Source organism: Psychrobacter sp. LFX-11D, assembly GCF_904846475.1.
GTDB lineage: Bacteria > Pseudomonadota > Gammaproteobacteria > Pseudomonadales > Moraxellaceae > Psychrobacter > Psychrobacter cryohalolentis.
On record NZ_CAJHAV010000014.1, the window covers coordinates 54,384 to 77,492 of the forward strand.

Sequence of the window (23,109 nt, forward strand, 5' to 3'; positions counted from 1 at the left end):
AAGCCTGTTATCTGCTGAATAGTTGAGTTAGTTCAAAAAAACTATACCTCGCTCTGATTGGCATACATCTTACGCATCACTTTTTTATCGTGTTTACCAACAGAGGTCTTTGGTAGTTCATCGACAAACTTAAACTGACTAGGTATACCGTATTTTGGAATGATACCACGGGCCACTGCCTGCTCTGCCAGCGCTTTGATGTCATCGACTTTGGTATCTTGGCAATTTGGTTTGAGTACTACTAATGCTAATGGACGTTCGCCCCATTGCTTATCACGTACCCCAATCACAGACACATCCGCCACCGAAGGATGTAGCGATAGAATCGTCTCAATCTCTAGTGAAGATATCCACTCGCCACCTGACTTAATCACATCTTTTAAGCGATCGGTGATTTTGATATAGCCATCAGGTCGTATATAAGCGATGTCTTGGGTATGCATGTAGCCGTTTTCCCACAGCTCTTTGCCAGCGTCATCATTTTTTAAATAGCTTTGGGTCAACCACGGTGCGCGTAATACCAGCTCGCCAGTATTGTCCTGACCTGTACCAACTGGCTGATTGTTCTCTCCCCATACTTGAGCATCAACCATAAGTACAGGCTTACCCGTCATACAGCGGCGAGCAATATCCTCTTCTTCACTCAGCTGGGGCTCATTGAGGCTAAAGTCAGTCAGACTGATTAGAGGTGCGGTCTCCGACATGCCATAACCGGTATAAACTTCAATACCCTGATCCATCGCCGCTTTTGCCAAGCCTTCTGTCAATCGTGAACCACCAATAATCATTTTTAGACCATTAAAGCTGGCACCGCGGTCTTGCGCTTCTTTGAGTACCATTTGCAAAATTGTCGGTACACAGTGGGTGATGCTGACCTTTTCATTGATAATCAAATCCATCAACAAATCGGGTGCATAACGACCAGGATATACTTGCTTTAGACCTGTCATAGTAGCTGTAAACGGAAAGCCCCACGCATGGACATGGAACATCGGGGTCATTGGCATATAGACATCACCATAGCTGACGCCTTGTTTATTTGGCAACATACCAATCGACGCTGCTTCCGTCAGAGTATGCAGTACTAACTGACGATGGCTAAAGAACACGCCTTTCGGATCACCTGTCGTACCTGAGGTATAAAAAGTTGTAGCAATGGTATTTTCATCAAAATCTGGGAAATCAAAATGGTCATCAGCAGCATCAAGTAGCGCCTCATATTCACCTTTGACACGGTTCTGGTTACCCCCGAATACGCCTTCAGAGGTCACACCATTATCATCTAACCAAATAATATGCTCAATGCTGGAGTTTTCAAACTGATAATCTTTGACCAACGGCGCAAATTCAGAGTTGAGTAGCAGCACCTTTGGTTTCGCATGATTAATGGTATAAAGGATTTTGTCAGGTGATAGACGAATATTGACCGTTTGCAAAATATACTCTGACATCGGCACCGCAAAGTAGGATTCAAGATAGCGATGACTGTCCCAATCCATCACAGCGACCACATCACCAGCATCCAGATTTAAGCCGTCTAAAACATTCGCCAAACGATTGATACGGTTAAATAAGTCTTTATAAGTAAAACGTTTTTTATCTGCATAAACGATTTCTTGATCTTGTGATACGGTTTTGGCGCGGTTTAATAACTGCTTAACCAATAGCGGAAAATCATAGGCGGATGGCGCACTGTGATAGATATTTGACATAAGTTTGACGTCCTTGTTTATAGTATTTTTGAGTGCAGATAAAAACCAATTGATTGGATATCAGTCGTGATTACATAGTGATGTTTTTATCAATAACCTCTTGATAGTAAGAAAAAACCAGCGTCATGTAAAGGCATGACACATAAGTGGCACAATACTCATTGTTCGAAAATAATCGTTTCTCGATTGCTTAGCTTGTGATAGCTTATTTTATCTCTTATGTTGGTTTGTCTGGTGTTAGCTTGTCTGGCATTAAGCAGGACGCGGTTTTGTTTTTATCATGCCAAAACTTGCGACCAAAAGTGCCAATACTTGTACAAATAGTAATAGCCAAACGGTTAATGACCATTGTCCACGTGCATAAACGATACCGCACAGCCATGCGCCCATCGTGCCGCCCGCATAATAAGCCATGTAATATAAACCTGAGGCTAATGAACGTCCGTTTTTGACATTGACGGCGATATAGCTAATGGTTGCTGCTTGGGTAACAAAAACGCCTGACGACATAATGGCAAGCCCAATAATAATGCCCCATAATGGCGTGACCAGCGTTAATAACGCACCAAGCATCGAAAAAATTACTGCCACTCGAACAGTGCGTGCTGCCCCAAATCGACGTAATAATGTCGTCGACAATGGCGTGATAATCACTCCGATTAAATACACCGCAAAAATATTGGCAAGCGCGCCAGTGCTAAGCTCATAAGGCGTGCCAGCAAGATGTAGATTGATAAAGGTAAAGCAACCAACGAGCGAAAAAAGCACACAAGCACCGAGCAAACATGCGGTTACCACATAACGATTGGTCAAATGCTCACCAAGCGTCTGCATCGCTGAGCGAAAATTTGGATTGGCTACAAAATGCCGCGACGATGGCAACATCTTGCCAACCCATAGTGCACCGATAAGCGTCATCGCTGCCATCACATAATAGCCTGCACGCCAGCCAATAAACTCGTGCAGATGCCCCAGTAAGAACCGCCCCATAAAGCCGCCAAGTACCGAGCCTGAGACATAGAATGACATCAGCTCTGTGACAGCTCGCCCCTCGAACTCCTCACCGATATAGGCAATGGTCACAACCGTAATGCCTGGGACAGACAATCCTTGCATAAAGCGCCACATACCAAGCCAGCCAATACTAGGACTTTGGGCGATTAAAGCAGTAGGTATCGCTAAAAACAACAATGCCCCAACGATAAAAGATTTGCGCCCGACCGCATCAGATAGCATCCCTAAAAACGGTGACATAATGGCAATCGCCATCACTGTTGCGCCAACAACCATCCCTGCCTGCACTTCAGTCGCTGAAAAATCTACCATCAATACTGGTAATACCGCTTGAATAGAATACACCTGCAAAAAGGCGAACATCCCAATCAGACCGATAGTTAACTTCAGCACCCATGAAGGCGAATCAAAGGGTATCTTTGTAGTGTTGTTATTTATATGATTATTCAAAAGAGTACTGACTATAAAAAGGCTCATTTAGCTTAGGCTAATTGGGCGTGGGTGATAGAAATATGGCAATCGTACACAAAATATCTAATAACTGTAAAAATCATGACTTAACATCAAAAAAATTAATGAAGGCAATTTTAATCACAGTATTTTCCATTAAAGTCTTATTCACTAAAACAGCTGAGTTCCAAAGCCAATAATTATCAAAGAAGTTAAGTTGCATTTTATCACAGCACATAACAAACACAGGTTGCGCTATGTTACAAAACAGCATTCAACACCATAATGGCAGTAGCCTGCAAATATAAGCCTATAACTATAAAAAGGGCTTATAAAGCGCTCAATAATAAACCGTGGATAAACTCAATCGTCTCTTGAGTCAGCGTAGGTAGGGTGCTATTTTACAGTCCCTTCCAATGTATGGCGTTCAGCAGTAACACAAATGATGTTAAAATAACGATTTTTCCGTATTTTACCTACAGTGTTACCCGTAATTTCAGCCATATGTTGCCTAAAACGCTATGCTTAATTTTAAAAAGGATGTAAGTCATGATTAACACCAAAATATACAAGTCCGTTTATACCTTGGCTGAAAAGCTACTAGAAGCCGATAGAAAAGGACATCAAGAAGCCTTTAATTGGCTATATAGCGAGTTAAAAGCGATTTGTGTCGATAATGAAAATACCGACAAAGACCATCCAGAGCAATGGGAAACGCTAGCCGACTTCACTGCAGAGTTAGATGAAGCGTTGGTCATTTATGATAAGGCGCTTGAAAAAGCCAAAGCCATCAACTCAAAAGACCATCTGTCATCCATTGCATTTTCTATGGCAGTTATCCAAGTTGAATTGGGGCAAAAAGAAGCTGCAATTACCAGCCTGCAGAACGCAAAAATTACCGCCAATAAAATCGAAGATAAAGAGTTTAAAGTGGAAATAGATGAATTACTTACCAAATTGTTAGCAGAATAAACAACTCAAACTTTCGATCCGGTGCCAACACAACATCAAATCAATACATTTCTACATTCGTATATTGATACACATCCTGCTATCTTTTTTATGGCAAACTTTGTATACCTATACATAGGCATAGGCATAGGCATAGGCATAAGCGTTTATATATCAGCAGCCGTATAACCACTAAAATAGTTAAAAAAATAAACCATAAGGACGAGTATTAATGAGCGATAAAATCATAGATTTGGGTGCAGGATTTTGGAACATTCGTGGTACGTTTCGTTTAGGCGGTGTGCTGAATATCGGTACACAATGCTCATTGGTTAAGCTTGCCTCTGGACGATTTGTTTTTTTAGACAGCTACACCTTGACTGATGACGTGCGAGCGCAAGTGATGGCACTGACTAATAATGGGCAAGATGTCGAAGCGGTACTTAATTTGCACCCCTTTCATACTGTCCATTGCGCGCAAATGGCAAAAGACTTTCCGCAAGCGACTTTTTATGGCAGTAGTCGGCATCATAAAAAAGTACCTGAAGTGCAATGGGCAGACGATTTGGTCGAAAGTGATGTGGTCGCTGAGCGTTATCCTGAGCTTAAATTCTCATTGTCACAAGGGGTTCACTATATCGCACCTAATGAGATGATTCATGCAGGCTCGCTGCTGGCATTCCATCCTGCTAGCAAAAGCTTACACGTCGATGATACTTTTATGAGTCCGCCGACAAAGCTATTAGAAGCGGTGTTACCTGAATTATTGCTACATCCTACTACCAAAAAAGCACTAAAGAATGAGCCGAATGCTGGCAAAGAGTATTGTGATTGGGCAAGTAACTTGGCAGATGACTGGCGCGATGTACGCAACTTTTGCGCAGCACATTCTTATTTAGTAAAGTTTAAAAACGGTGAGTTTGAGAAAGCATTATTAAAAGCGATTGCAAAAGCACGACCTAAGCTTGAAAACGCGTAATGGTTGATTGGATAAACGATAAAAAAGGCTACTAAAATAGGTAGCCTTTTTTATTGCGAAACCCTGTTTGCAACGTCGGGTAACTTATATGGTACTGTCTTGAGTGGCGTTGCTAACCATATCTAAACTTGAGCAACCTGTTAATAACATAACTGCCATAACAGCTGATGCGCTCATTTTGCAAACGCATTTTATAATATGACTCTTTAATAATCTTGAAGTTAATTTAAATAGTTTTCACTAGAACAGCATAATATTAATCGTAAATTAACAATGATGCTAAGTAGATCACAACATCCTGTCTTATTTAAATTGTCTTTCAAAATAGAGAAAATATGTTATGAAAATTATGATAATAACGCTGCAAGCTCATCCTTATTCTCGATAATGTCTGCCAATGTATAACGTTCAAGCACGGCAATAAATGCTGTCAACGCTTCAGCAAGCACCTGTTTTAGCTGACAGACCGGACTGATAATACAGCCTGAAGCTATGTGACTTACAGTTTCATCAATCAGTTTTAATGACATATCGTTGACGCTAGCGTTCTTTTCATCATTTATTACAGCACTATTAATATCAGCGATCGAGCTGTCCGATGAGTTTGTAGAAAAGCACTCAACCAAAGCAAAATCCGGCTCTATCTTTTTAATCAATTCACCCAAATTAATGTCTTTTGGCGCGTGCGCTAAGCGAATACCGCCATTCTTACCGCGCACACTATCGATATAACCAAGCTGTCCGAGCTGCTGGATAATCTTGGTCAAATGACTTTTAGATATATGATAACTATTGGCAATATCACTGATATTTGCCAATAGCGTCGGCTCGGGCTTAGTTGCCAAATATATTAATGAGCGCAGTGCATAATCACTGTAATTGGTCAATCGCACCTTAAAGTGCTCCTATTTTTAATGGTTTATTCATTTATTCTAAGGTCTATGCTAGATAAGTAAAGTGATTTAAAACCGCTTTATAAAAAGAAATGGATTGAATGTGGAATAACGCCCCAAGCTTATCGAATCAGTTATTATCCGCTCTCACAAAAACAGTAGAAATCTATTGCTTTCAGCGACTTAGACTATTCACGTATAAAAACCATCAGGAGTCTAAATGTCTAAAGAGAGAAATAGAAGTTAATGAATGCTATTCTGGCAACAAAAGCACCCTATCGTTGTCTATTTTGAAGTGCTTCAACTACAGTAGCTTAGCATAATAATGAGCACCAAAAAGGCAGCTAATACTGCTCGATGAAATTCCAATTAACCAGTATAACAACCTCACCCATATTCGGTTAAATTTGCTACAATACGCCCAATTTTGATTTACTATTTTACTAAGTCTTATATCAACTGATATTATCAATATATTGAGAGCATGTTATGGGTTTTAATTGCGGCATCGTCGGTCTACCAAACGTGGGTAAATCCACCCTGTTTAACGCCTTGACCAAAGCGGGTATCGCCGCTGAAAACTTTCCATTTTGTACCAAAGATCCCAATACGGGTATCGTTCCAGTGCCTGACCCACGCCTAAAGAAACTGGCTGATATCGTTAACCCTGAGCGCGTACTACCAACGACGATGGAATTTGTTGATATCGCAGGTTTGGTCGCTGGTGCGTCAAAAGGCGAAGGCATGGGCAACCAATTCTTAGCCAATATCCGTGAGACCGATGCGATTGCTCACGTGGTACGCTGTTTTGATGATGACAACGTCGTACACGTTGATGGTCGCGTTAGCCCTATCGACGACATCGAGACCATCAATACTGAATTGGCATTAGCCGATTTAGAAGCGGTTGAGCGCGCGATCTTTAACTTGACCAAAAAAGCCAAAGGCGGTGATAAAGACGCTGGCGCTATGCTTGATATCTTCAAAAAAATTGAACCGTTATTAGCAGAAGGTCAAGCCGCACGCGCCGCCAATCTTGATGCTGATGAGAAAAAATTAATCAGAAGTTATGGTTTAATTACTCTGAAGCCTACCATGTATATCGCTAACGTGAGCGAAGATGGCTTTGAGAATAATCCATATCTTGATGCCGTACGCAACTATGCCACTGGCGAAGATTCTATCGTTATCGCATTGTGTAACCAAATCGAATCTGAAATTGCCCAGCTTGATGAAGATGATAAAAAAGACTTCTTGGCTGAGATGGACATGCTCGAGGCCGGTCTTGACCAAGTGATTCGCGGTGGTTATGATTTGCTTGATATGCAGACTTACTTTACCGCGGGTGTAAAAGAAGTGCGTGCATGGACAGTCGCTGTTGGTGCAACCGCTCCTCAAGCAGCTGGCGTGATTCATACTGACTTTGAGCGTGGCTTTATTCGTGCTGAAGTGATTGCTTATGACGACTTTATCGAACACAACGGTGAAAAAGGTGCTGCTGCTGCCGGTAAATCACGCTTAGAAGGCAAGACTTATATCGTACAAGATGGCGATGTGATGCATTTCCGTTTTAATGTTTAATGCTTAATCTTTAATACTAGACAGCATGTTTACACAGTCTTAGCATAGAACAACCAAAAGCCAGCCTTGATGTTGGCTTTTTTTATTATACTGGGAGCGACAGCCGTTAAATAATAAGAATAAAGGATTATGCACTATGATCGCTCCTATCAATAAACCACTTAATAGCCGTAGACATTGGGCAAAACTATTTAGTGCCCAGCGTTTAGGTAGTCATAAAAAAGCCCCTGCTCAAGATACTGCGCGCTCTTCTTTTCATAAAGACTATGACAGATTGGTGTTTTCGCATTCCTTTCGTCAACTCAATCAAAAGACCCAAGTCCATCCATTGACCAATCAATTGGGCATTCATACCCGACTTACACATTCACTAGAGGTTTCTTGCATTGGGCGCTCTTTAGGCATCATGGCAGCCGAGAAGCTACATGACAAACTAGAAGGTGGTTTACCTGATGGTGTCACGCCAGCTGATGTGGGTGTGATTATACAAGCGGCGTGCCTCGCTCATGATATTGGTAATCCGCCTTTTGGTCATGCAGGAGAATACGCCATTCGCGATTGGTTTATGCATCCTGACCGTCAGGCTATTTTGCAAAATCTGAATAATAATGAGCAATTAGACTTGCTGGCTTATGAAGGTAATGCTCAAGGATTTCGTATACTTATTTGTAATGAGCATCACCCTGATGCAGGTGGTATGCGCTTGACTTGTGCCACGCTAGGCGCGTTTATGAAATATCCTTGGCTTGCGACGCATAGTAATAATGACACTCAAAGCAGTCATCAAAGTACTCCGCACAGCAGGATATCAGCTAAGGCACAGAAATTTGGCTGCTTTTATAGTGAATCCGCACAGTTAGACGAGTTAGCAGCATGCTTGAATCTACCTCGCTCAGAGCAGCATGACGGTTATGCTCGCCATCCCCTCGCCTATTTGTTAGAAGCTGCTGACGATATTTGTTATGCGCTGATAGACTTAGAAGATGGTATCAATCTAAATATGCTTACCTACAATGAGGTGGCTGCTATCTTCTATGAGCTGATTGGCGAGCGTCCTAGCACTATCAGCCTGCCTACACATATGTCCGTCAGGCAGCATCTGGCATCACTACGTGCACGGGCAATGATGCGATTGGTCAATACCGTCACCGATGCATTTGTTGATAATAGTGATGCGATGCTAGCGGGTACACTGCAAGGCAGTCTATTTACCCATTGTGATGCGACCGTTCAGCATGGTATTACCCAAGCCAAAGAGTTAGCACGTGAAAAAATCTTCAACCACCCAAGTAAAGTGCGCATGGAGCTAATGGCCAATCAATGTCTGCATCGCCTGTTGGATGCTTTTATGCCGTTAGCTTGGACAAATCAGACAAGCACACCGATGTCCTTTGAACAACAGCGTTTGCTCCTGTTGCTAAAGCCCCATCTTGATGAGCATCACCGTGTTTTAACAGATAATATTTATCAAAATATGCTCAATGTCTTAGATTTTATAACCGGTATGAATGACCATGAAGCTTATCGATTGGCTCAAGAGCTACAGGGACATTGGGGGACTGTTGTTTAAAAGCTACATTTAAGCGTATTTCATTCGTATTTTTGCAATGAAATGAGTATGATAGACATCTATCAGTTAATTTTGAAATATTATGAGCAGTCGCGAACAAAAAAAACTTCAAACTCGGCACGCCTTTTTTAATGCAGTGCTCGATTTATGTATGACAGGACAATCTTTTAGCTCTATTAGCCTTAGACAAGTCACGCGCGAGGTTGGTGTCGTGCCGACCGCATTTTATCGCCATTTTGATGATATGGAATCGCTCGGTCGCGCTTTGGTGATTGAAGAGTTAGGTGGTACATTAGCCACTTTGAGTGAGAGTTTGCATATTGGACGTAAACGCAGCTTTGAGCGTCAAATCGCCAAAAGTATTCAGCTATTCTTGCATATGGTCAGTGAGCAACCCTACTATTGGCAGTTTTTGGTCAGTGAGCGCTATGGTGGCTCGGACGCCGTCCGTAAAGCCATCAATGAGCTTATCAAACAGCATGGGGGAAGCTTAGCAGACGATTTGGCCTTACAACCTGCTTTTACCCACATTAATACTTATGATCGTAGACTGCTGGCTGAGGCTGGGGTCAATATGTTTTTTTCTTGGATTATTGATTGGCTAGAGCTGACTTATACTGAAGATCATGATGATGAAGTCGACTTGGCTGAAATTGAACAACGAAAGCAGCTGATGCTACATAATTGTACGCGCCAAGCACAGATGTTGTTTTATGGCGCTTATAATTGGAAATCTACTGAAGAAACTCATTTAAGTGATTAATAAGACATATATTTGGTTGTTTTTGATGATTATCGTTTAGTGATAATCATCAAAAATTCGGTCGAAATGCCCAAAGTCGTTGCGTCACCACGCGAACCTCTTTGGGCTTTTTGTTATCAGCGTTTTTATTATTGCTATTAGCATTATCGCTGTTATTGCTATTTGCCATAACATCAGTAGCAGTCTTGCTAATCATGATGGTTGCATAGCGTTGTCTTACCTGACTAACGGTTGCATTATCCGTAGCAGTGATAAGTGCCGTAAAAGCTTGGCTATCAACTGCCAGGAGTGGCGCTAGTGCTTTTCGTTGCTTATTATCCAAACTGCTTAATATTGGCAACTGCCATATCTCATCAATAGACTCGACTACTTGCTTTTCCCGCAGGTCAACGATGGTTTGCATTTGCTGGCTAGTCGCGCCGTCGATTAGAGCAGCAAGTATCACCGGACTGGCTGTATTCATATTAATAGGTAAATAATGTGGCACTACTGTGATGTAAGGTCGTAGCACTGCCAATACTTCCGCATTGATGCCTTTCACATTTTGCAGCTGATCAATATTGACCAATCGTTGATTGGGTAAATCGTTATCCACTAAGCTATTAGACTGCTGGTTATAAACCGTACTTTCATCGCCGCCATCTTGATAAACCTCACTGTCTGCATCTTGATAATCAAGAACAGCAATAGCAATATCTGGCGCCAAATTCAATTGGGTTAATAGCCGTTGAAACACTGCCAAAGCATTACTATCAACTGCGCCGTTTTGATATAAATTATTGATATTAAAGCGACTGGCTTCATCACGTATTTCAATGCCAATACTATGTGTGCCCAAGGTATAAGGGGGTACAGGCTTTGCCCAGATATCTTGCGTACTATCAGTGTCATTTAGATTAGCATCGGCACGAATCATCGTAACCGCTAGTTGCTGACCGGCATCGATATCTTGTAAGAGCTGGTTTTGATCAAACAACAAACCGCTGCGTCTAATCGCAATTTTTTGGCTGGCAAGCATCGCCCCTGCAACCACCGTAATACTAACCACTAGTAATAAAATGGTGAGTAGCGCGACACCACGCTGAGAGTCGACTTTCATGGGCATAACTGGCATGCTTGGCATATATTAAATTCCATTCCCTGAATTATTATCTACATTGCCATTGGCTGCATCATTGTTACTATTGCCGTTGCCGTTGCCGTTGCCGTTGCCGTTGCCGTTAGAATTATCAGGAGTATTCTTTTTATTGGCACTATTATTTGGTATTGGCTGCGGAGCAAGCGCCCACTGCCAGGTAATCGGCATATCTTGATAAGTGAAAGTGATAGCAACTCCTTTCGGTAGCAGCACACTCTCAGGCTGAGCAGTGGTTGACGCCGCCCCTTGTCCAAATTGGCTATTCAAGCTGGCATTGTTACTATTACTGTCTTCATTGGGAAACTTTGTACTCATTTCTGGCAAATACGCTTGCCATTGCCCTGCTGTCACCCCTTCAAGTAATACACTGTCCAAGCTGATGCTATCACTGCCACCTACACTCGCATATTGACGGCGAATCAAACGCTCATCAGCAAAAATATATTCGACGCGCTGCATACTAGGACTGCTTTGGTATCGAGGATCAGGATCAGCAAAACGGACAAAGCTGACACGTGCCCTATCCAGATTCATAAAAGGTTCAGGCGCAGGCTGTAGTGCATTTTCTTGATTGCTATTATTTGCATTATCAACATTTGAAGCACTGGCACTTTGAGTATTTACTGCTTGATAAGGAATGATTTGCCCCATATCTTGCTGTAGCTGCAGATAAGCATATTGCAAAACGGCTAAATTATCTGCATGGAACTGGGCACGTTCTCGAGCACGATTGACGCTATCAAACACCTGCCAGCCTGCCACTGCTAGCATTGCAAATATTGCCATAGCAACCATAAGCTCAAGTAAGGTAAATCCATGCTGCGATTTCACAGACTACCTCCATTTGGGTTTGAGCCAGTCAAGTCCAAACTACCTATATCTTGCTTTGAGTTGCTCAATATCACATTGATATCATTGACTGCGGTACGCGTCTGACCATCTATGATAGGCGCAACGGCGATATTCACTTTTTTTAATGCTGGCGTTATATCCTGACTCACAGTCATCGTAATTTGCCAGTCGCGTCCTTGGGTATTGATTGTTTGGGTACTATTAGCAGTTAGCCAGGTGTCTTGAATACGTAAGTCAGCAGCAGCATTTTGGGCAACAAAATGTGCAAGCGTACGTGTCCGTAATACATCGACCGAGCTTAAATAAGCACTACTGGCACGGCTCGCAGCCACTGCCACAACCGCTAAAATCGCTAGAGCAACCATCACCTCAATCAAGGTAAATCCGCTCTCAAGCTTTGATAGGATTGGCTTTCGGTTTATGTCGTTAGGTTTGGCTCTGTCATTATTTATCATCGGTTATTGCCCTTGACCTATCGACACACTGCCATCGGGCATAATCGTAATGACCTCACCTACCAGACGCGAATTATGGCGTACTTCAATGGTCACCGGTGCTGCTTGCCCTGTACCAAACCATAATACTTGCGGCACTGTTTGATCTGTAAACCAAGGTTGCAGTGCTTGGATTTGTCCTCTATTTGACATATTACCAGCATCTAGGCTTTGTATGGCTAAGCTCACCCCAGCAGGCAGCTCAGGCAAAGTGACTTCGGACTCAAGCTCCCAGCTTGGTGTTGGTAATTTATCTTTAATCCCACTAGACATACTGGATAAATCGGCAGATAGCTCCATTGAATTCTTAGGCGTACTGTCTCCACTAGACGACGCCGAGGTATCAGTTTGATAAGCCACATAAGGATTAGATAGAGTGACAATCACAGGGGTAATTTGACCTTGCTTATTGGCTTGCAGACTCAAACCCATCGGCTGCATACGTTCAGCCGATAACAGCCTAACATAGCTTAATGAATCCGTCAGATGCTCATAAAAAGCACGATTTTTACGCGATTCACTACTACCTACTGACAAACTCATCATGCCAGCGAATATAGACAAAATAACGACGACGACAACAATTTCAACCAGTGTAAAGCCAGCTTGGGTGTGATGATGTGTCATTGATGATGAGAGTTTTGACATACAGAGGTCATCTAGGATGGCGTCATTCTTTTAAAAATGACGTTATATTGGGTGAGATATAAAACGGGAGAGAGGATTGATCATATCAAGTAAAGGTTAATGTGCTGCTATATAGCATATAACAACACAGATTTTTATAAAATAACGACTCATGGTTTTCACGTTACAGTAAAAACCTAATAATTGGTGTTGCGATGTTCCTCTGACTCAGTATCAATCTGTTCGACCAATTCCTGCATGTCCTCATCCATCACTTCATCCTCAGCCGCCGGGTAATGGCTTGGCAGCTCTAGCATTTGTTGGACAAAGGCATAACGCAGAGTGTCGCGGCGTCCCAAATAACGCTGATAAAAACTTGAGTTCAACAGCCCTGCACCGCCCTGACCCATTGCCCAGATAGACGATAGATAATCACGCGTGCTTAAGCTACTGTGCTCATCCTTTAGATAAGCACTGATGATATCAATCAAGCGCTTCATGCGCTGACGGCGAATATCATACAGCTCACCAAATAAGCGGTTAAGACCTGTCACTGATGCCGCCAAACGCTCTTCGATTTGATTGAGTAGCATGGCTTTTTGTGGATTAAATAATTGCTGGAAAATCATACGAGCGACGCCTGCTGATGGGCAATCGTCAATACGATTAATCTCAAACAGCTGCTCTTCATAACGAATGATAATACGCAGATAGAGCTCATCTTTACTAGAGAAATGCTTATACAATGTGCCTTTAGCCAAATCAAGCTGGTCTGCCAAGCTGTCTAAAGTGATGTCGCCATCGCCTGACTCAAGTAGCAATTGCTCTGCCATTGCTAAGATATTCTCTTCTCGTACCTTGAATTGATGCTGACGACTCATAACTTCTCCTAAAACTTGACAATATCATGCATATGACCACAGTTCGTATTGGCATATCGGCATTCGGAGTATCAAATACTTCAAAGACTGCGCGACGAACACAATAAAGAAATATGCGTATGTTTGCTAAATAATCATTTATAATCATGTACTTATATTTAACGCTGCAAGGCGGCATGCATAAAACAGCTGCCACTTGCAAGAAATGACTGAGTGGTCATAGCATAACCATTTTAATGATACTGTGCTAGTAAATTCTCAAAGTTTTTTGCAGTCAGTGCACCGACCTCTTCGCTACTGCAATCATACATCTCTGCAATACAACTGGCGACATAAGGCACGTAAGCTGGTTCATTCGGGCGACCACGTTTGGGGACAGGCGCTAGATAAGGGCTATCCGTTTCGATCAATATCCTGTCTCTTGGCATATTTTTTGCCGCATCTTTGATATTTTGCGCGCTTTTAAAGCTGACAATGCCTGAAAATGAGATGTAAAACCCTAAGTCTAAGGCATGTTTTGCGGTTTCCCAATCTTCGGTGAAACAATGAATAATGCCATGCTCAGCACCTTCTGCTTTTAAAATATCAATCGTATCTTCTTTAGCATCACGCATATGGATGACAAGCGGTTTTTTTAGGCTTTGGCTGGCATGAATATGACGGGCAAGGCTGGCTTGTTGCGCTTTTTTATTTTCTGTCGACCAGTAATAATCAAGTCCCGTCTCCCCTATTGCCCACACATGGTCAGCGCTAGCCGTTTCTATCAAACGTTCAACGGTTGCAGATTGTAAAACGCTGATATCTTCACAAGGATGAATACCAACGCTCATGCCAAGATTGAGCGTTTCATCGCCGTAGGTGCTGACGATATTGGCAATCTCATCATATTCAGCAAAATCACACATAATTGCCATCGCGCGCGTGACATTGGCTTCTTTCATCGCGGCAATTGCGCCAGACAATTGACCATCGTATTTGGTCAAATCTAAACGGTTAAGATGGCAGTGGCTATCGGTAAACATAAACAATCTCGTTATAGTCATTTTTAAAAATTATTGGGATAAAAATTTCAATTTGTATGGTATTTATTGTTTTGAAGCGGGCACTTTTCAAGCACTGCTTAACAAACTTACTTTTAATGCAATGGCATCTTTTAATATAGCGGCTCTCTACTAATGCAAAGGTACCACGCGCATCACCTCTTCCATGGTCGTTACCCCTTCACTAATACGCTTCGCACCCGATAGGCGTAATGGCTGTACGCCTTCACGGTATGCTTGCTGCTTTAATACATCCAGATTGGCATCAGCAGCGACCAGTTTTTTCAACTCATTCGATAATGGCATAATCTCATAAAGACCAATACGACCTTGATAACCGGTATGGCGACAGTGTTCACAACCCTGCGCTTTATAAACTTGTGCTGGCACTGGGGCGCGCCATGGCTGAACCAACTCCTGCCATTGAATAGCAATCTCACTATCTGCTGTAACATCTACGGCTTGCTTACAATGTGGACATAATGTCCGTAACAGACGCTGTGCCATGATGCCCAATATCGTTGCTGACGTCAAAAAAGGCTGAATACCCAAATCGTGCAGTCGAGTAATTGAGCTTGGTGCATCATTGGTATGCAAGGTTGAGAGCACCAAATGCCCTGTCAAAGACGCTTGGACTGCCATATTGGCGGTCTCAGCATCACGAATCTCACCAACCATAATAATATCAGGGTCTTGACGCATTAAAGAGCGAATACCATCAGCGAAATGTAAATCAACCCCTGGATTGACCTGCATTTGGTTAAAAGCCGGCTCAATCATCTCAATCGGATCCTCAATAGTACAGACATTGACTTGCTCAGTGGCGAGCTGCTTGAGCGTACTATATAAAGTGGTCGTTTTACCCGAACCTGTCGGACCGGTAACCAATATAATGCCATTTGGATGCGCGGTCAGCTCATGCCACGTCTCAAGCTGCTTACCCGACAGACCAAGCTGAGCAAATGAGCGCACCAGAACTTCTGGGTCAAATACGCGCATGACGAGCTTTTCACCAAAGGCAGTCGGCATCGTGGATAAACGCAGCTCCGTCTCTAAGCCTTTTGGTGTACGTGTTTTTAGTCGCCCGTCTTGTGGTTTGCGTTTTTCTGCGACATTGAGCCGTCCCAAGATTTTAATACGTGCCGTTACCGCCACTATAATAGCGAGTGGCATCTCATAAACACTATGCAGCACCCCATCAATGCGAAAACGCACCTTGCCCGTCTCACGACGTGGCTCTAAATGGATATCACTGGCGCGCTGCTCAAAGGCATATTGCAACAACCAATCGACGACTTTGACAATATGTTGGTCATTGGCATCTGGGTTGGTATTGTCCCCTAGCTGTAATAGTGCTTCAACATTAGTGATATCAGATGCGGCACGTTTATGTAGTGAGTTCGCCCCTGCAATCGCTTGCGTGACTTGATAAAACTCTTGCCGATAGCGATTGATTTGTTCAGGATTAATAAATACTGTGCGATAGCTTTTTGACTTAATGAGCTTTTCAATATTGCCATGCCAATCGGTATAAAATGGCTGATCGGTACCTATAACCACCTCATCAAGCGTTACTTCAATCGGTAAAATATGCTGCGATCGTGCATACTCAAACGACATCAGCTGCGTCACTGCTGGCACATCGACTTTTAACGGGTCAATACGGACAAGCGGCATATCTGCTTTGGCAGCCAACCATTGATTGAGCCATGCCAAAGTTAATTTATTTTCAGTATTATTATCAAGTGCATGACTATTAGGCAGACCAAACTCACTTATAGTCAATAGCGGATGCTGACCCTTACTGCGGCGGGTGGTAATGACGAGATTATAACCCCGTTGGTCTATCACTCGATCTGCCAGCAACTCATCAAGGCACCAACGCAAATCAATTACTATCGAGTACTGTTGAGCAGCCATATTTTTCTTCTTCTATGTTGTAGAGCATTTGGTCAGCGACGATATTTATCTTAACTATATTGTGTCGATATTCGTTATCTGTAATTCACCTGAATCTATCAACTGAAAACTTACATCAACAGATTTATAGCGCATGATAAATGAAGTATTAACCTCTTTATGGCGATAAGCAGGGCGTGGGTCTTGTGCTATCAACGCTTTAATATTATCAAGATCAGGCATAAGCAATTGTTTTTGCATTTTATGAATGACCGATTTTACCGTTGCTTGTTCATTATGAATACGTTGATTGGATATTATTTGCACAAATTTTTCATAGGCAAATTCAGTGATAGTCACCTCCAACAAATGCGGCACAGAGGGCGCAAAGCCACTTTTTGCCTCAGGTAGCGCATCACTATAAGTCACATAAGGCTTAATATCGATAATTGGCGTACCATCTATCATATCAGCACCGCTAATGATAAGTAGCACCCGTCCTTCTACAATCTCAATAGCTTCAAGCTTAACCACAGACAATCCAAGCGCTGAGGGTCGATACATACTACGACTGGCAAACACGCCTATCTTCTGATTACCGCCCAAACGTGGTGGACGCACTTGCGCACGAAAGCTGCTATCCGCTTTATTAGCCTGTTTATCTTTATACAAATAGTTGTGATGAAACTGCCAGCTGACCCAGATATGGCTAAAATCTTCCAAACCAACAAACGCAGCTGGCGTATCATAAGGCGCAATCATCTCAATCACGCTGGTCAATGCAACCAGATTTGGCTGTCTTGGCGCGCCAAATTTTTGTGAAAGTGGGGCATGATGGTAGCCGATAATTGGTGCTATATGATTACTCAATGAAGAAGCAGTCTGACAAGACATAAATCAAATCCAAAAAAACAGGTTTTTATAGTTCCACATAAGCGCTATACAAGCCAGCTGTGACTAATTATAGATAATAACTCACTAACGATATTCCATTTTATCATGCTATACCAAAGCCGCTTGACGGATTTTTATTTTAAAGTTTGTTATGATGAGCGAGAAATTTATTGAGAATGGCTTGCATTCATCATTAATGGCTTAAAAATCGCGGTCATGCGCGCCGCATCACCTTATAACGCCGAATAATAATGTTAAAATAAAAGAGTGATGGCTTAATTAGCATTGATAGCATTCATCTTCTATTAAAATTTTGCACCATTTTGACTTTATCATGAAAAATGGGTATTCAGCATTTATTTAGATTGATACAGATTACCACTTACTAACGAGGGATTTATGTCAAAACTTCGCACCGAAACGGTTACAGAGGTTCATCATTGGAATGATGCACTATTTAGCATCAAAACCACACGCGACGACGGCTTGCGCTTTCGCAATGGCGAGTTTGCGATGATTGGTTTGGTCGTTGATGGCAAGCCGTTGCTGCGCGCTTACTCGATTGCCAGTCCTAACTATGAAGAGCATTTGGAGTTTTTCTCCATTAAAGTGCAAGACGGTCCTTTAACGTCGCGTCTGCAACATATCAAAGTTGGTGATGAGCTATTGGTCAGTAAAAAACCAACGGGCACTTTGGTATTAGATGATCTATTACCGGGTAAAAACCTTTATATGCTCTCAACCGGTACAGGTGTTGCGCCATTTTTAGCATTAGCACGTGACCCTGAAGTCTACGAGCGTTTCGAAAAGGTCATATTAGTGCATGGTGTGCGCGGTATTAGTGACTTGGCTTATCGTGACATGTTCGAAAACGAGCTGCCGAATGATGAAATTTTTGGTGAAGATTTCCGTAAGAAATTCATTTATTACCCAACCGTCACTCGCGAAGAATTTAGAAACACTGGTCGTATTACCGACTTGATGAAATCTGGCAAATTTTTTGAAGATATCGGACTGCCTCCGATGAACAAGGAAGATGATCGCGTCCTAATCTGCGGTAGTATGCCATTTAATGCTGAAGTCTCAGCTATTTTGAATGATTTTGGTCTAACAGTATCACCGCGTATGGGTGTTCAGGCAGATTATGCGGTTGAACGCGCCTTCGTTGGTTAAAATCTAAACTTTTATTCAAAATACAATAAATAATTCTTGACGCTCAAAAATAGGCTGCTATAATACGCAGCCTATACAGAGATAACCCTGTAGCCCAATTCGATAATGTTTGCAGTATATAAACTTTATCACCTAACACGCCGGTGTGATGGAATTGGTAGACATGACGGATTCAAAATCCGTTGCCTTTAAAAGCGTGTCGGTTCGAGTCCGACCACTGGTACCAATATACGAAACCCTTACAGTCTATGGATTGTGAGGGTTTTTTATTGCGTGAATTATTTATAAATTATTCGAGTAATAATAGTATCAAATAAAATTTTGATACTATCTTGATACTTTGATGCATCTGTTATTTAACGTATTATAGTATTATTAACACGATAAATAATGCGGTACGGATGAGATATGAAAGTTAAGCTTAGTAAGAAGTTTGTTGATTCAGTAGCATACACCTCAAGCGGCACAGATATTTACATGGATGAAGTATTAACAGGCTTCGCACTTCGTGTGGGTAAACAATCTAAGCGATACACACTTCACAAACGCATTAACGGTAAGCTCTATCGTGACGAAGTTGAAGAAACACACCTTATCACTTTGACTGAAGCTCGTGAAAAAGCCAGCACAATGATGGTCAACATAAAGAAGGGACTTGATGTATATGATAGCTATCACGCTACTCCAAAAATAAAAGATACACCAGATTTTAACGTGCCAACACTAAATGAAGCTTATATCTACTTTAAATCTATGAAACCTAATCTTGCCAGCCGTACTGTTGAGACTTACGACCAACAGATACTTGGTCGACTTGATGATTGGCTTGAAGTGTCTTTAAACGATATAACTAAAACTATGATAAGTGAAAAACATAAGCAAATAAGTAAGTCTAGTCCAGCTCAGGCAAATGCCACTATGCGAGCTCTTCGATCAGTATGGAATTATTGTCAAGATAGCTTCTTAGATGATGATGAAGAGTACATAATAAAGGACCAACCCATTCGAATACTGAATGCCAAAAATGATTGGAACAAAATTAAACCTCGTACTCACCATGTTGAGGAGGAATATTTGGGAGTATATTTTAAAACTTTGATAGAGCACCGAGACGGTAGTTCATTTAAACAAGCACCTTATAGTAATAACGCTCGCGATATTTTATTGCTTTTTATGTTTGCTGGTGTTCGTTTAAATGAAGCGCAATCACTAAGATGGGAAGATGTAGACCTTGACGCTGCTCGCATTGTCTTTAAAGCCACTAAAAATGGTTCTGATTACCATATGCCAACTGGAAAAATACTTCAAGCCATACTCAGTGAACGATTTAGATTGAGCTATGGAGAGCATTGGGTATTTCCGAGTGATTTGCAGAGAAATGATGACCATGTCAAGGATTTGAGCGGTAGTTACCGTTCGATATCAAATAAGGCTAGCATGCATATTACCCCTCACGATTTACGCCGTACATTTGGCACTGTCGCCAATAGTCTCAATGTAAGCTACCCTGTGCTCAAGAGACTGCTAAATCATCGTGAGGCTAAATCTAGTGATGATGTGACATTACAATACATACAAGTATCACAGCGACAATTGCGTGAAGCTTTAGACGAGATTGAAGATTCTTATTGCAAGCGTATTGGAATGACTCAAGATGAGGTAATTAAGAGCCTCTTGCAGACATAACTTCATATAATTTTTTAAAGTTCTGTACAACTAACTAATCGATAGAACATATAACGACATTTTGATTAGGAGATATATTATGGGTATTAAGCTTGAACTGAGTATGACACAGAATATTAGAGACGAAAGAATCTGTGTCGACTATTGGGCATATGATCATAAGGAGGATTATCTTGAACATGTACGAATGCTATGTCATAAATATAGAATCAGCTCAAATCTATTGTTTGAGACGATTGCTCAATGTTACGCTTGTTTAGATGATGTGCTCTGTGAGTACTGCGCAAGTGCTTGCCCGGTAGAGATGCCAGCAGATATCCTATATATGCGTGCTCAAGATAGTTGGTGTTGTATGGTTTGCAAAAACGCAGTATGGCAAAAGGATTACGTTTGATTGCTTTCAAACTTATATAGTAGATCTCTTGCAAAAGTACCAGTTCATTGACTTCCACTGACGGAGTTACGAAGGCTAGCAATGACTTATGCAAGAGATCTAGTAATTATTGCAAAATCTACAGTAGTAAATTACATTTTATGATTTTTTATAAACAATCATATATGCCAATTATCCTGATTAAACTGGTTCACTATCTCTAGTAACCCATTTACCAAACTCAAAACTCTCGTTATATTTGATTTTAAAACTGTTGTTTACACGGTAGACACATTCCGTATTAAGAGTTGTATTCGAAGTATAGAATTTTTCTGTATTAAGACCTAAATGCTTTATAAAAAGCGGCTTAGTGAAATTTTTTTTTAAATAGGTACTATACTGACCATCTCTATCTATGACAAAACCACATTCAACACAAGTGTTGACTATAAAAACTTTGTTCAGTATTTCACTACGCACCTTTTTTATGGGTGAAAAAACATAATGCTTAGAAAAATGCGTATTAATAATTCTAAGCTCTTTATCGCTACAATTTTTTATTTTCTTAGAACGTACTTTATAGTCTTCTTTATATCTCACCTCAGAAATTATCGGATTGGAGTAACCACATTTAGCGCAAGAGTCTTTACTCACCCCTAAAGTCATCTCAGTGATACCATTGGATTTAAATCTAAACTTTGTAGAGGTGAATCGCTCATAAGGTATAAAAACTAGGCCTTGTGACACCAATCTTTGTATAAAACTCTCTAATGGTAGCGTAATAGGCTTAAATGAACGGTGGTTGTACCGACTACTGTTGCTGTCTAGCCTATTCACGTTATAGATCATATAAGCTTGATTGTCCTGCGTCTTATTTCTATAAATAGAGAATACAGGTATGTCTTTCGTACTATAGGCATAATCGCCTGTAATTGCATTAGTATCTTTAACTGAGCCACTTCTAAGCAACCACGCACACCTTACGCCTGATTGAGCATATTTTTCTTGTCTGCGTTTTGTTTCTATAAAAGCTTGAGGGCTCCATTGCACTTCAATGGCAATCTTAGCTTTGCCTTTCTCTGCATAAATATCAGCAATCCACTCCTCACCACTTGGGGTAAGCCCCGCTTTTTCAACTTCTACAACCCAACCGTTTCTATCCAATTCTTTCATAACAAGATATTTGATATGCATGTGTTCGGCAGTTTCACCACCAGTCGAGCAGTTAGAGTCTTTAGGTTTTGCCTTATGAGCGAAGAACTTCGTACCTAGCTTACTTGTCTTTAGTATTGCCTGATTACCACAGCAAGCCATATTGAAACTGGACGATTTATCTTCTTTTAAAACTATCCAATCTTTTAAGCTATATATAAAACTATAGATTTTTTCATCATTTTTTATGCAAATAAAAGCCATGTTGACCCTTAATTATTTTGACTCTTGAGCTAGCAATTCATTCTTACATATGCTCATGCTTTCTATAGTGAATACGCTTTAAAAATAACATAGCGCTACTGGGATGAATTTTGCGCAGCCTCTAGGAACGCAGCACGCAAGTAAAGTTTATACCAGTAGCGTGTCTAAACTTATAACAGTTTTATTTTCAGAGGACTATAAGATAATTGCACGTAATTAGGGTTTATCTTCTCCTAAGCCTTCATCTGATTTAGTATTTTACTTAGGTAACGTTGTGAATACTGGGGTTTGATCTCAAAGCGTGTCTGTTAATGCTTTTCTTGCAATAACTTGTATTTTTAGTAGCGACTCAATAGATGCGGTATTGTAACTATTACTTCTCTGCACACGACAAAAAAACAAAAAAGTCTGTTAAAGCAAAGGCATAATAGTAATTTTTAAGACGAATCAGACCATGCCAAACTTTAACAGACTTAGTGAAACTTTAACCCAAAACCTGAGTATGAACAAGGCAAGAATCACATGTTTGAGCCTAATGATAATAGCCCTGATTACTGCTCAAAGCAGTAATCTTAAAAAAAATAGCAAGACACCTTCCTAAGGGTGGCAAGACCGACAGTCACTATCGCAGACTACAGCGATTTTTTGCCGAAGCGAGGATAGACTACGATCAACTGGCTTTAATGATATATCGACTATTTGGGCTAGGCAAAGTCACCTTAA

General features: G+C 41.4%; 20 protein-coding genes and 1 tRNA gene. 9 read left to right on the top strand and 12 right to left on the bottom strand.

The features are described from left to right. Positions 1-41: 41 nt before the first annotated feature. Together JMX75_RS10555 and JMX75_RS10560 are read right to left on the bottom strand one after the other, a co-directional pair. Complete coding sequence (locus tag JMX75_RS10555) at positions 42-1,712, bottom strand: fatty acid--CoA ligase (RefSeq protein ID WP_201532282.1); 1,671 nt, start codon at positions 1,710-1,712, stop codon at positions 42-44. 252 nt (positions 1,713-1,964) lie between these two features. Then, a complete protein-coding gene (locus JMX75_RS10560; protein ID WP_265088677.1) occupies positions 1,965-3,203 on the bottom strand; it encodes an MFS transporter in 1,239 nt (412 codons plus the stop codon). A gap of 522 nt (positions 3,204-3,725) precedes the next feature. On the opposite strand from JMX75_RS10560, the gene JMX75_RS10565 reads away from it, so the two are divergent. Together JMX75_RS10565 and JMX75_RS10570 are read left to right on the top strand one after the other, a co-directional pair. After that, positions 3,726-4,148 (top strand): tetratricopeptide repeat protein, encoded by a 423-nt coding sequence (locus JMX75_RS10565; protein WP_201532283.1) that lies wholly within the window; start codon positions 3,726-3,728, stop codon positions 4,146-4,148. 211 nt (positions 4,149-4,359) lie between these two features. Then, on the top strand, positions 4,360-5,106 hold the full coding sequence (locus JMX75_RS10570) for a hypothetical protein (protein ID WP_201532284.1): 747 nt from the start codon (positions 4,360-4,362) through the stop codon (positions 5,104-5,106). A 347-nt stretch (positions 5,107-5,453) separates the two neighbouring features. On the opposite strand, the gene JMX75_RS10575 is transcribed toward JMX75_RS10570, so the two are convergent. Continuing rightward, positions 5,454-5,999, bottom strand: a complete 546-nt coding sequence (locus tag JMX75_RS10575) for an Rrf2 family transcriptional regulator (RefSeq protein ID WP_201532285.1) — start codon at positions 5,997-5,999, stop codon at positions 5,454-5,456. A 489-nt stretch (positions 6,000-6,488) separates the two neighbouring features. Between JMX75_RS10575 and ychF the strand changes: the two genes are divergently transcribed. From ychF to JMX75_RS10590, 3 genes are all read left to right on the top strand, one after another. After that, the gene (gene ychF / locus JMX75_RS10580) at positions 6,489-7,580 is read left to right on the top strand and encodes a redox-regulated ATPase YchF (RefSeq protein ID WP_011513855.1); all 1,092 of its coding nucleotides are present in this window, start codon (positions 6,489-6,491) and stop codon (positions 7,578-7,580) included. Positions 7,581-7,716: 136 nt separating this feature from the next. Further along, positions 7,717-9,150, top strand: a complete 1,434-nt coding sequence (locus JMX75_RS10585) for a deoxyguanosinetriphosphate triphosphohydrolase (RefSeq protein ID WP_201532286.1) — start codon at positions 7,717-7,719, stop codon at positions 9,148-9,150. Positions 9,151-9,232: 82 nt separating this feature from the next. Continuing rightward, positions 9,233-9,913: a TetR family transcriptional regulator gene (locus JMX75_RS10590; protein WP_011513857.1), complete on the top strand. Its 681-nt coding sequence runs from the start codon at positions 9,233-9,235 to the stop codon at positions 9,911-9,913. 49 nt (positions 9,914-9,962) lie between these two features. On the opposite strand, the gene gspK is transcribed toward JMX75_RS10590, so the two are convergent. The 8 genes from gspK to tsaA all read right to left on the bottom strand — a co-directional run bounded on the left by gspK (position 9,963) and on the right by tsaA (position 17,738). After that, entirely contained in the window at positions 9,963-11,036 is a 1,074-nt protein-coding gene (gspK, locus tag JMX75_RS10595) for a type II secretion system minor pseudopilin GspK (protein ID WP_201532287.1), read from the bottom strand. A gap of 3 nt (positions 11,037-11,039) precedes the next feature. Then, positions 11,040-11,882 (bottom strand): type II secretion system minor pseudopilin GspJ, encoded by an 843-nt coding sequence (gspJ, locus tag JMX75_RS10600; protein ID WP_201532288.1) that lies wholly within the window; start codon positions 11,880-11,882, stop codon positions 11,040-11,042. After that, positions 11,879-12,358 carry a type II secretion system minor pseudopilin GspI gene (gspI, locus tag JMX75_RS10605; protein WP_201532289.1) on the bottom strand — a complete coding sequence of 160 codons (480 nt, stop codon included), beginning with the start codon at positions 12,356-12,358 and terminating at the stop codon, positions 11,879-11,881. The genes gspJ and gspI overlap by 4 nt, the downstream gene beginning before the upstream one ends. A gap of 3 nt (positions 12,359-12,361) precedes the next feature. Then, positions 12,362-13,045 carry a prepilin-type N-terminal cleavage/methylation domain-containing protein gene (locus JMX75_RS10610; RefSeq protein WP_201532290.1) on the bottom strand — a complete coding sequence of 228 codons (684 nt, stop codon included), beginning with the start codon at positions 13,043-13,045 and terminating at the stop codon, positions 12,362-12,364. A 176-nt stretch (positions 13,046-13,221) separates the two neighbouring features. Next, positions 13,222-13,905, bottom strand: a complete 684-nt coding sequence (locus JMX75_RS10615; RefSeq protein ID WP_011513862.1) for a TetR/AcrR family transcriptional regulator — start codon at positions 13,903-13,905, stop codon at positions 13,222-13,224. Between the two features lie 233 nt (positions 13,906-14,138). Continuing rightward, positions 14,139-14,927 (bottom strand): TatD family hydrolase, encoded by a 789-nt coding sequence (locus JMX75_RS10620; protein ID WP_201532291.1) that lies wholly within the window; start codon positions 14,925-14,927, stop codon positions 14,139-14,141. A gap of 150 nt (positions 14,928-15,077) precedes the next feature. Beyond that, complete coding sequence (locus JMX75_RS10625; RefSeq protein WP_201532292.1) at positions 15,078-16,865, bottom strand: GspE/PulE family protein; 1,788 nt, start codon at positions 16,863-16,865, stop codon at positions 15,078-15,080. A gap of 54 nt (positions 16,866-16,919) precedes the next feature. Beyond that, complete coding sequence (gene tsaA, locus JMX75_RS10630; protein ID WP_201532293.1) at positions 16,920-17,738, bottom strand: tRNA (N6-threonylcarbamoyladenosine(37)-N6)-methyltransferase TrmO; 819 nt, start codon at positions 17,736-17,738, stop codon at positions 16,920-16,922. 399 nt (positions 17,739-18,137) lie between these two features. Between tsaA and JMX75_RS10635 the strand changes: the two genes are divergently transcribed. The 4 genes from JMX75_RS10635 to JMX75_RS10650 all read left to right on the top strand — a co-directional run bounded on the left by JMX75_RS10635 (position 18,138) and on the right by JMX75_RS10650 (position 20,991). Then, positions 18,138-18,911, top strand: coding sequence for a ferredoxin--NADP reductase (locus tag JMX75_RS10635; protein WP_011513866.1), 774 nt, complete (start codon positions 18,138-18,140; stop codon positions 18,909-18,911). Between the two features lie 139 nt (positions 18,912-19,050). Continuing rightward, a tRNA-Leu gene (locus JMX75_RS10640) sits at positions 19,051-19,137 on the top strand. A 182-nt stretch (positions 19,138-19,319) separates the two neighbouring features. Further along, a complete protein-coding gene (locus JMX75_RS10645) occupies positions 19,320-20,597 on the top strand; it encodes a tyrosine-type recombinase/integrase (RefSeq protein WP_201508720.1) in 1,278 nt (425 codons plus the stop codon). A 79-nt stretch (positions 20,598-20,676) separates the two neighbouring features. Beyond that, a complete protein-coding gene (locus JMX75_RS10650) occupies positions 20,677-20,991 on the top strand; it encodes a hypothetical protein (RefSeq protein ID WP_201532294.1) in 315 nt (104 codons plus the stop codon). A 180-nt stretch (positions 20,992-21,171) separates the two neighbouring features. On the opposite strand, the gene JMX75_RS10655 is transcribed toward JMX75_RS10650, so the two are convergent. Further along, a complete protein-coding gene (locus JMX75_RS10655; RefSeq protein ID WP_201508719.1) occupies positions 21,172-22,386 on the bottom strand; it encodes a competence protein CoiA in 1,215 nt (404 codons plus the stop codon). Positions 22,387-23,109: the final 723 nt, after the last annotated feature.

What these genes read in the sequence shown, in the direction of transcription:
- JMX75_RS10555 (WP_201532282.1), bottom strand. Translation starts at nt 1,712, where the DNA reads ATGTCAAATATCTATCACAGTGCGCCATCCGCCTATGATTTTCCGCTA.
- JMX75_RS10560 (WP_265088677.1), bottom strand. Translation starts at nt 3,203, where the DNA reads ATGAGCCTTTTTATAGTCAGTACTCTTTTGAATAATCATATAAATAAC.
- JMX75_RS10565 (WP_201532283.1), top strand. Translation starts at nt 3,726, where the DNA reads ATGATTAACACCAAAATATACAAGTCCGTTTATACCTTGGCTGAAAAG.
- JMX75_RS10570 (WP_201532284.1), top strand. Translation starts at nt 4,360, where the DNA reads ATGAGCGATAAAATCATAGATTTGGGTGCAGGATTTTGGAACATTCGT.
- ychF (WP_011513855.1), top strand. Translation starts at nt 6,489, where the DNA reads ATGGGTTTTAATTGCGGCATCGTCGGTCTACCAAACGTGGGTAAATCC.
- JMX75_RS10585 (WP_201532286.1), top strand. Translation starts at nt 7,717, where the DNA reads ATGATCGCTCCTATCAATAAACCACTTAATAGCCGTAGACATTGGGCA.
- JMX75_RS10590 (WP_011513857.1), top strand. Translation starts at nt 9,233, where the DNA reads ATGAGCAGTCGCGAACAAAAAAAACTTCAAACTCGGCACGCCTTTTTT.
- gspK (WP_201532287.1), bottom strand. Translation starts at nt 11,036, where the DNA reads ATGCCAAGCATGCCAGTTATGCCCATGAAAGTCGACTCTCAGCGTGGT.
- gspI (WP_201532289.1), bottom strand. Translation starts at nt 12,358, where the DNA reads ATGATAAATAATGACAGAGCCAAACCTAACGACATAAACCGAAAGCCA.
- JMX75_RS10610 (WP_201532290.1), bottom strand. Translation starts at nt 13,045, where the DNA reads ATGTCAAAACTCTCATCATCAATGACACATCATCACACCCAAGCTGGC.
- JMX75_RS10615 (WP_011513862.1), bottom strand. Translation starts at nt 13,905, where the DNA reads ATGAGTCGTCAGCATCAATTCAAGGTACGAGAAGAGAATATCTTAGCA.
- JMX75_RS10620 (WP_201532291.1), bottom strand. Translation starts at nt 14,927, where the DNA reads ATGTTTACCGATAGCCACTGCCATCTTAACCGTTTAGATTTGACCAAA.
- JMX75_RS10625 (WP_201532292.1), bottom strand. Translation starts at nt 16,865, where the DNA reads ATGGCTGCTCAACAGTACTCGATAGTAATTGATTTGCGTTGGTGCCTT.
- tsaA (WP_201532293.1), bottom strand. Translation starts at nt 17,738, where the DNA reads ATGTCTTGTCAGACTGCTTCTTCATTGAGTAATCATATAGCACCAATT.
- JMX75_RS10635 (WP_011513866.1), top strand. Translation starts at nt 18,138, where the DNA reads ATGTCAAAACTTCGCACCGAAACGGTTACAGAGGTTCATCATTGGAAT.
- JMX75_RS10645 (WP_201508720.1), top strand. Translation starts at nt 19,320, where the DNA reads ATGAAAGTTAAGCTTAGTAAGAAGTTTGTTGATTCAGTAGCATACACC.
- JMX75_RS10650 (WP_201532294.1), top strand. Translation starts at nt 20,677, where the DNA reads ATGGGTATTAAGCTTGAACTGAGTATGACACAGAATATTAGAGACGAA.
- JMX75_RS10655 (WP_201508719.1), bottom strand. Translation starts at nt 22,386, where the DNA reads ATGGCTTTTATTTGCATAAAAAATGATGAAAAAATCTATAGTTTTATA.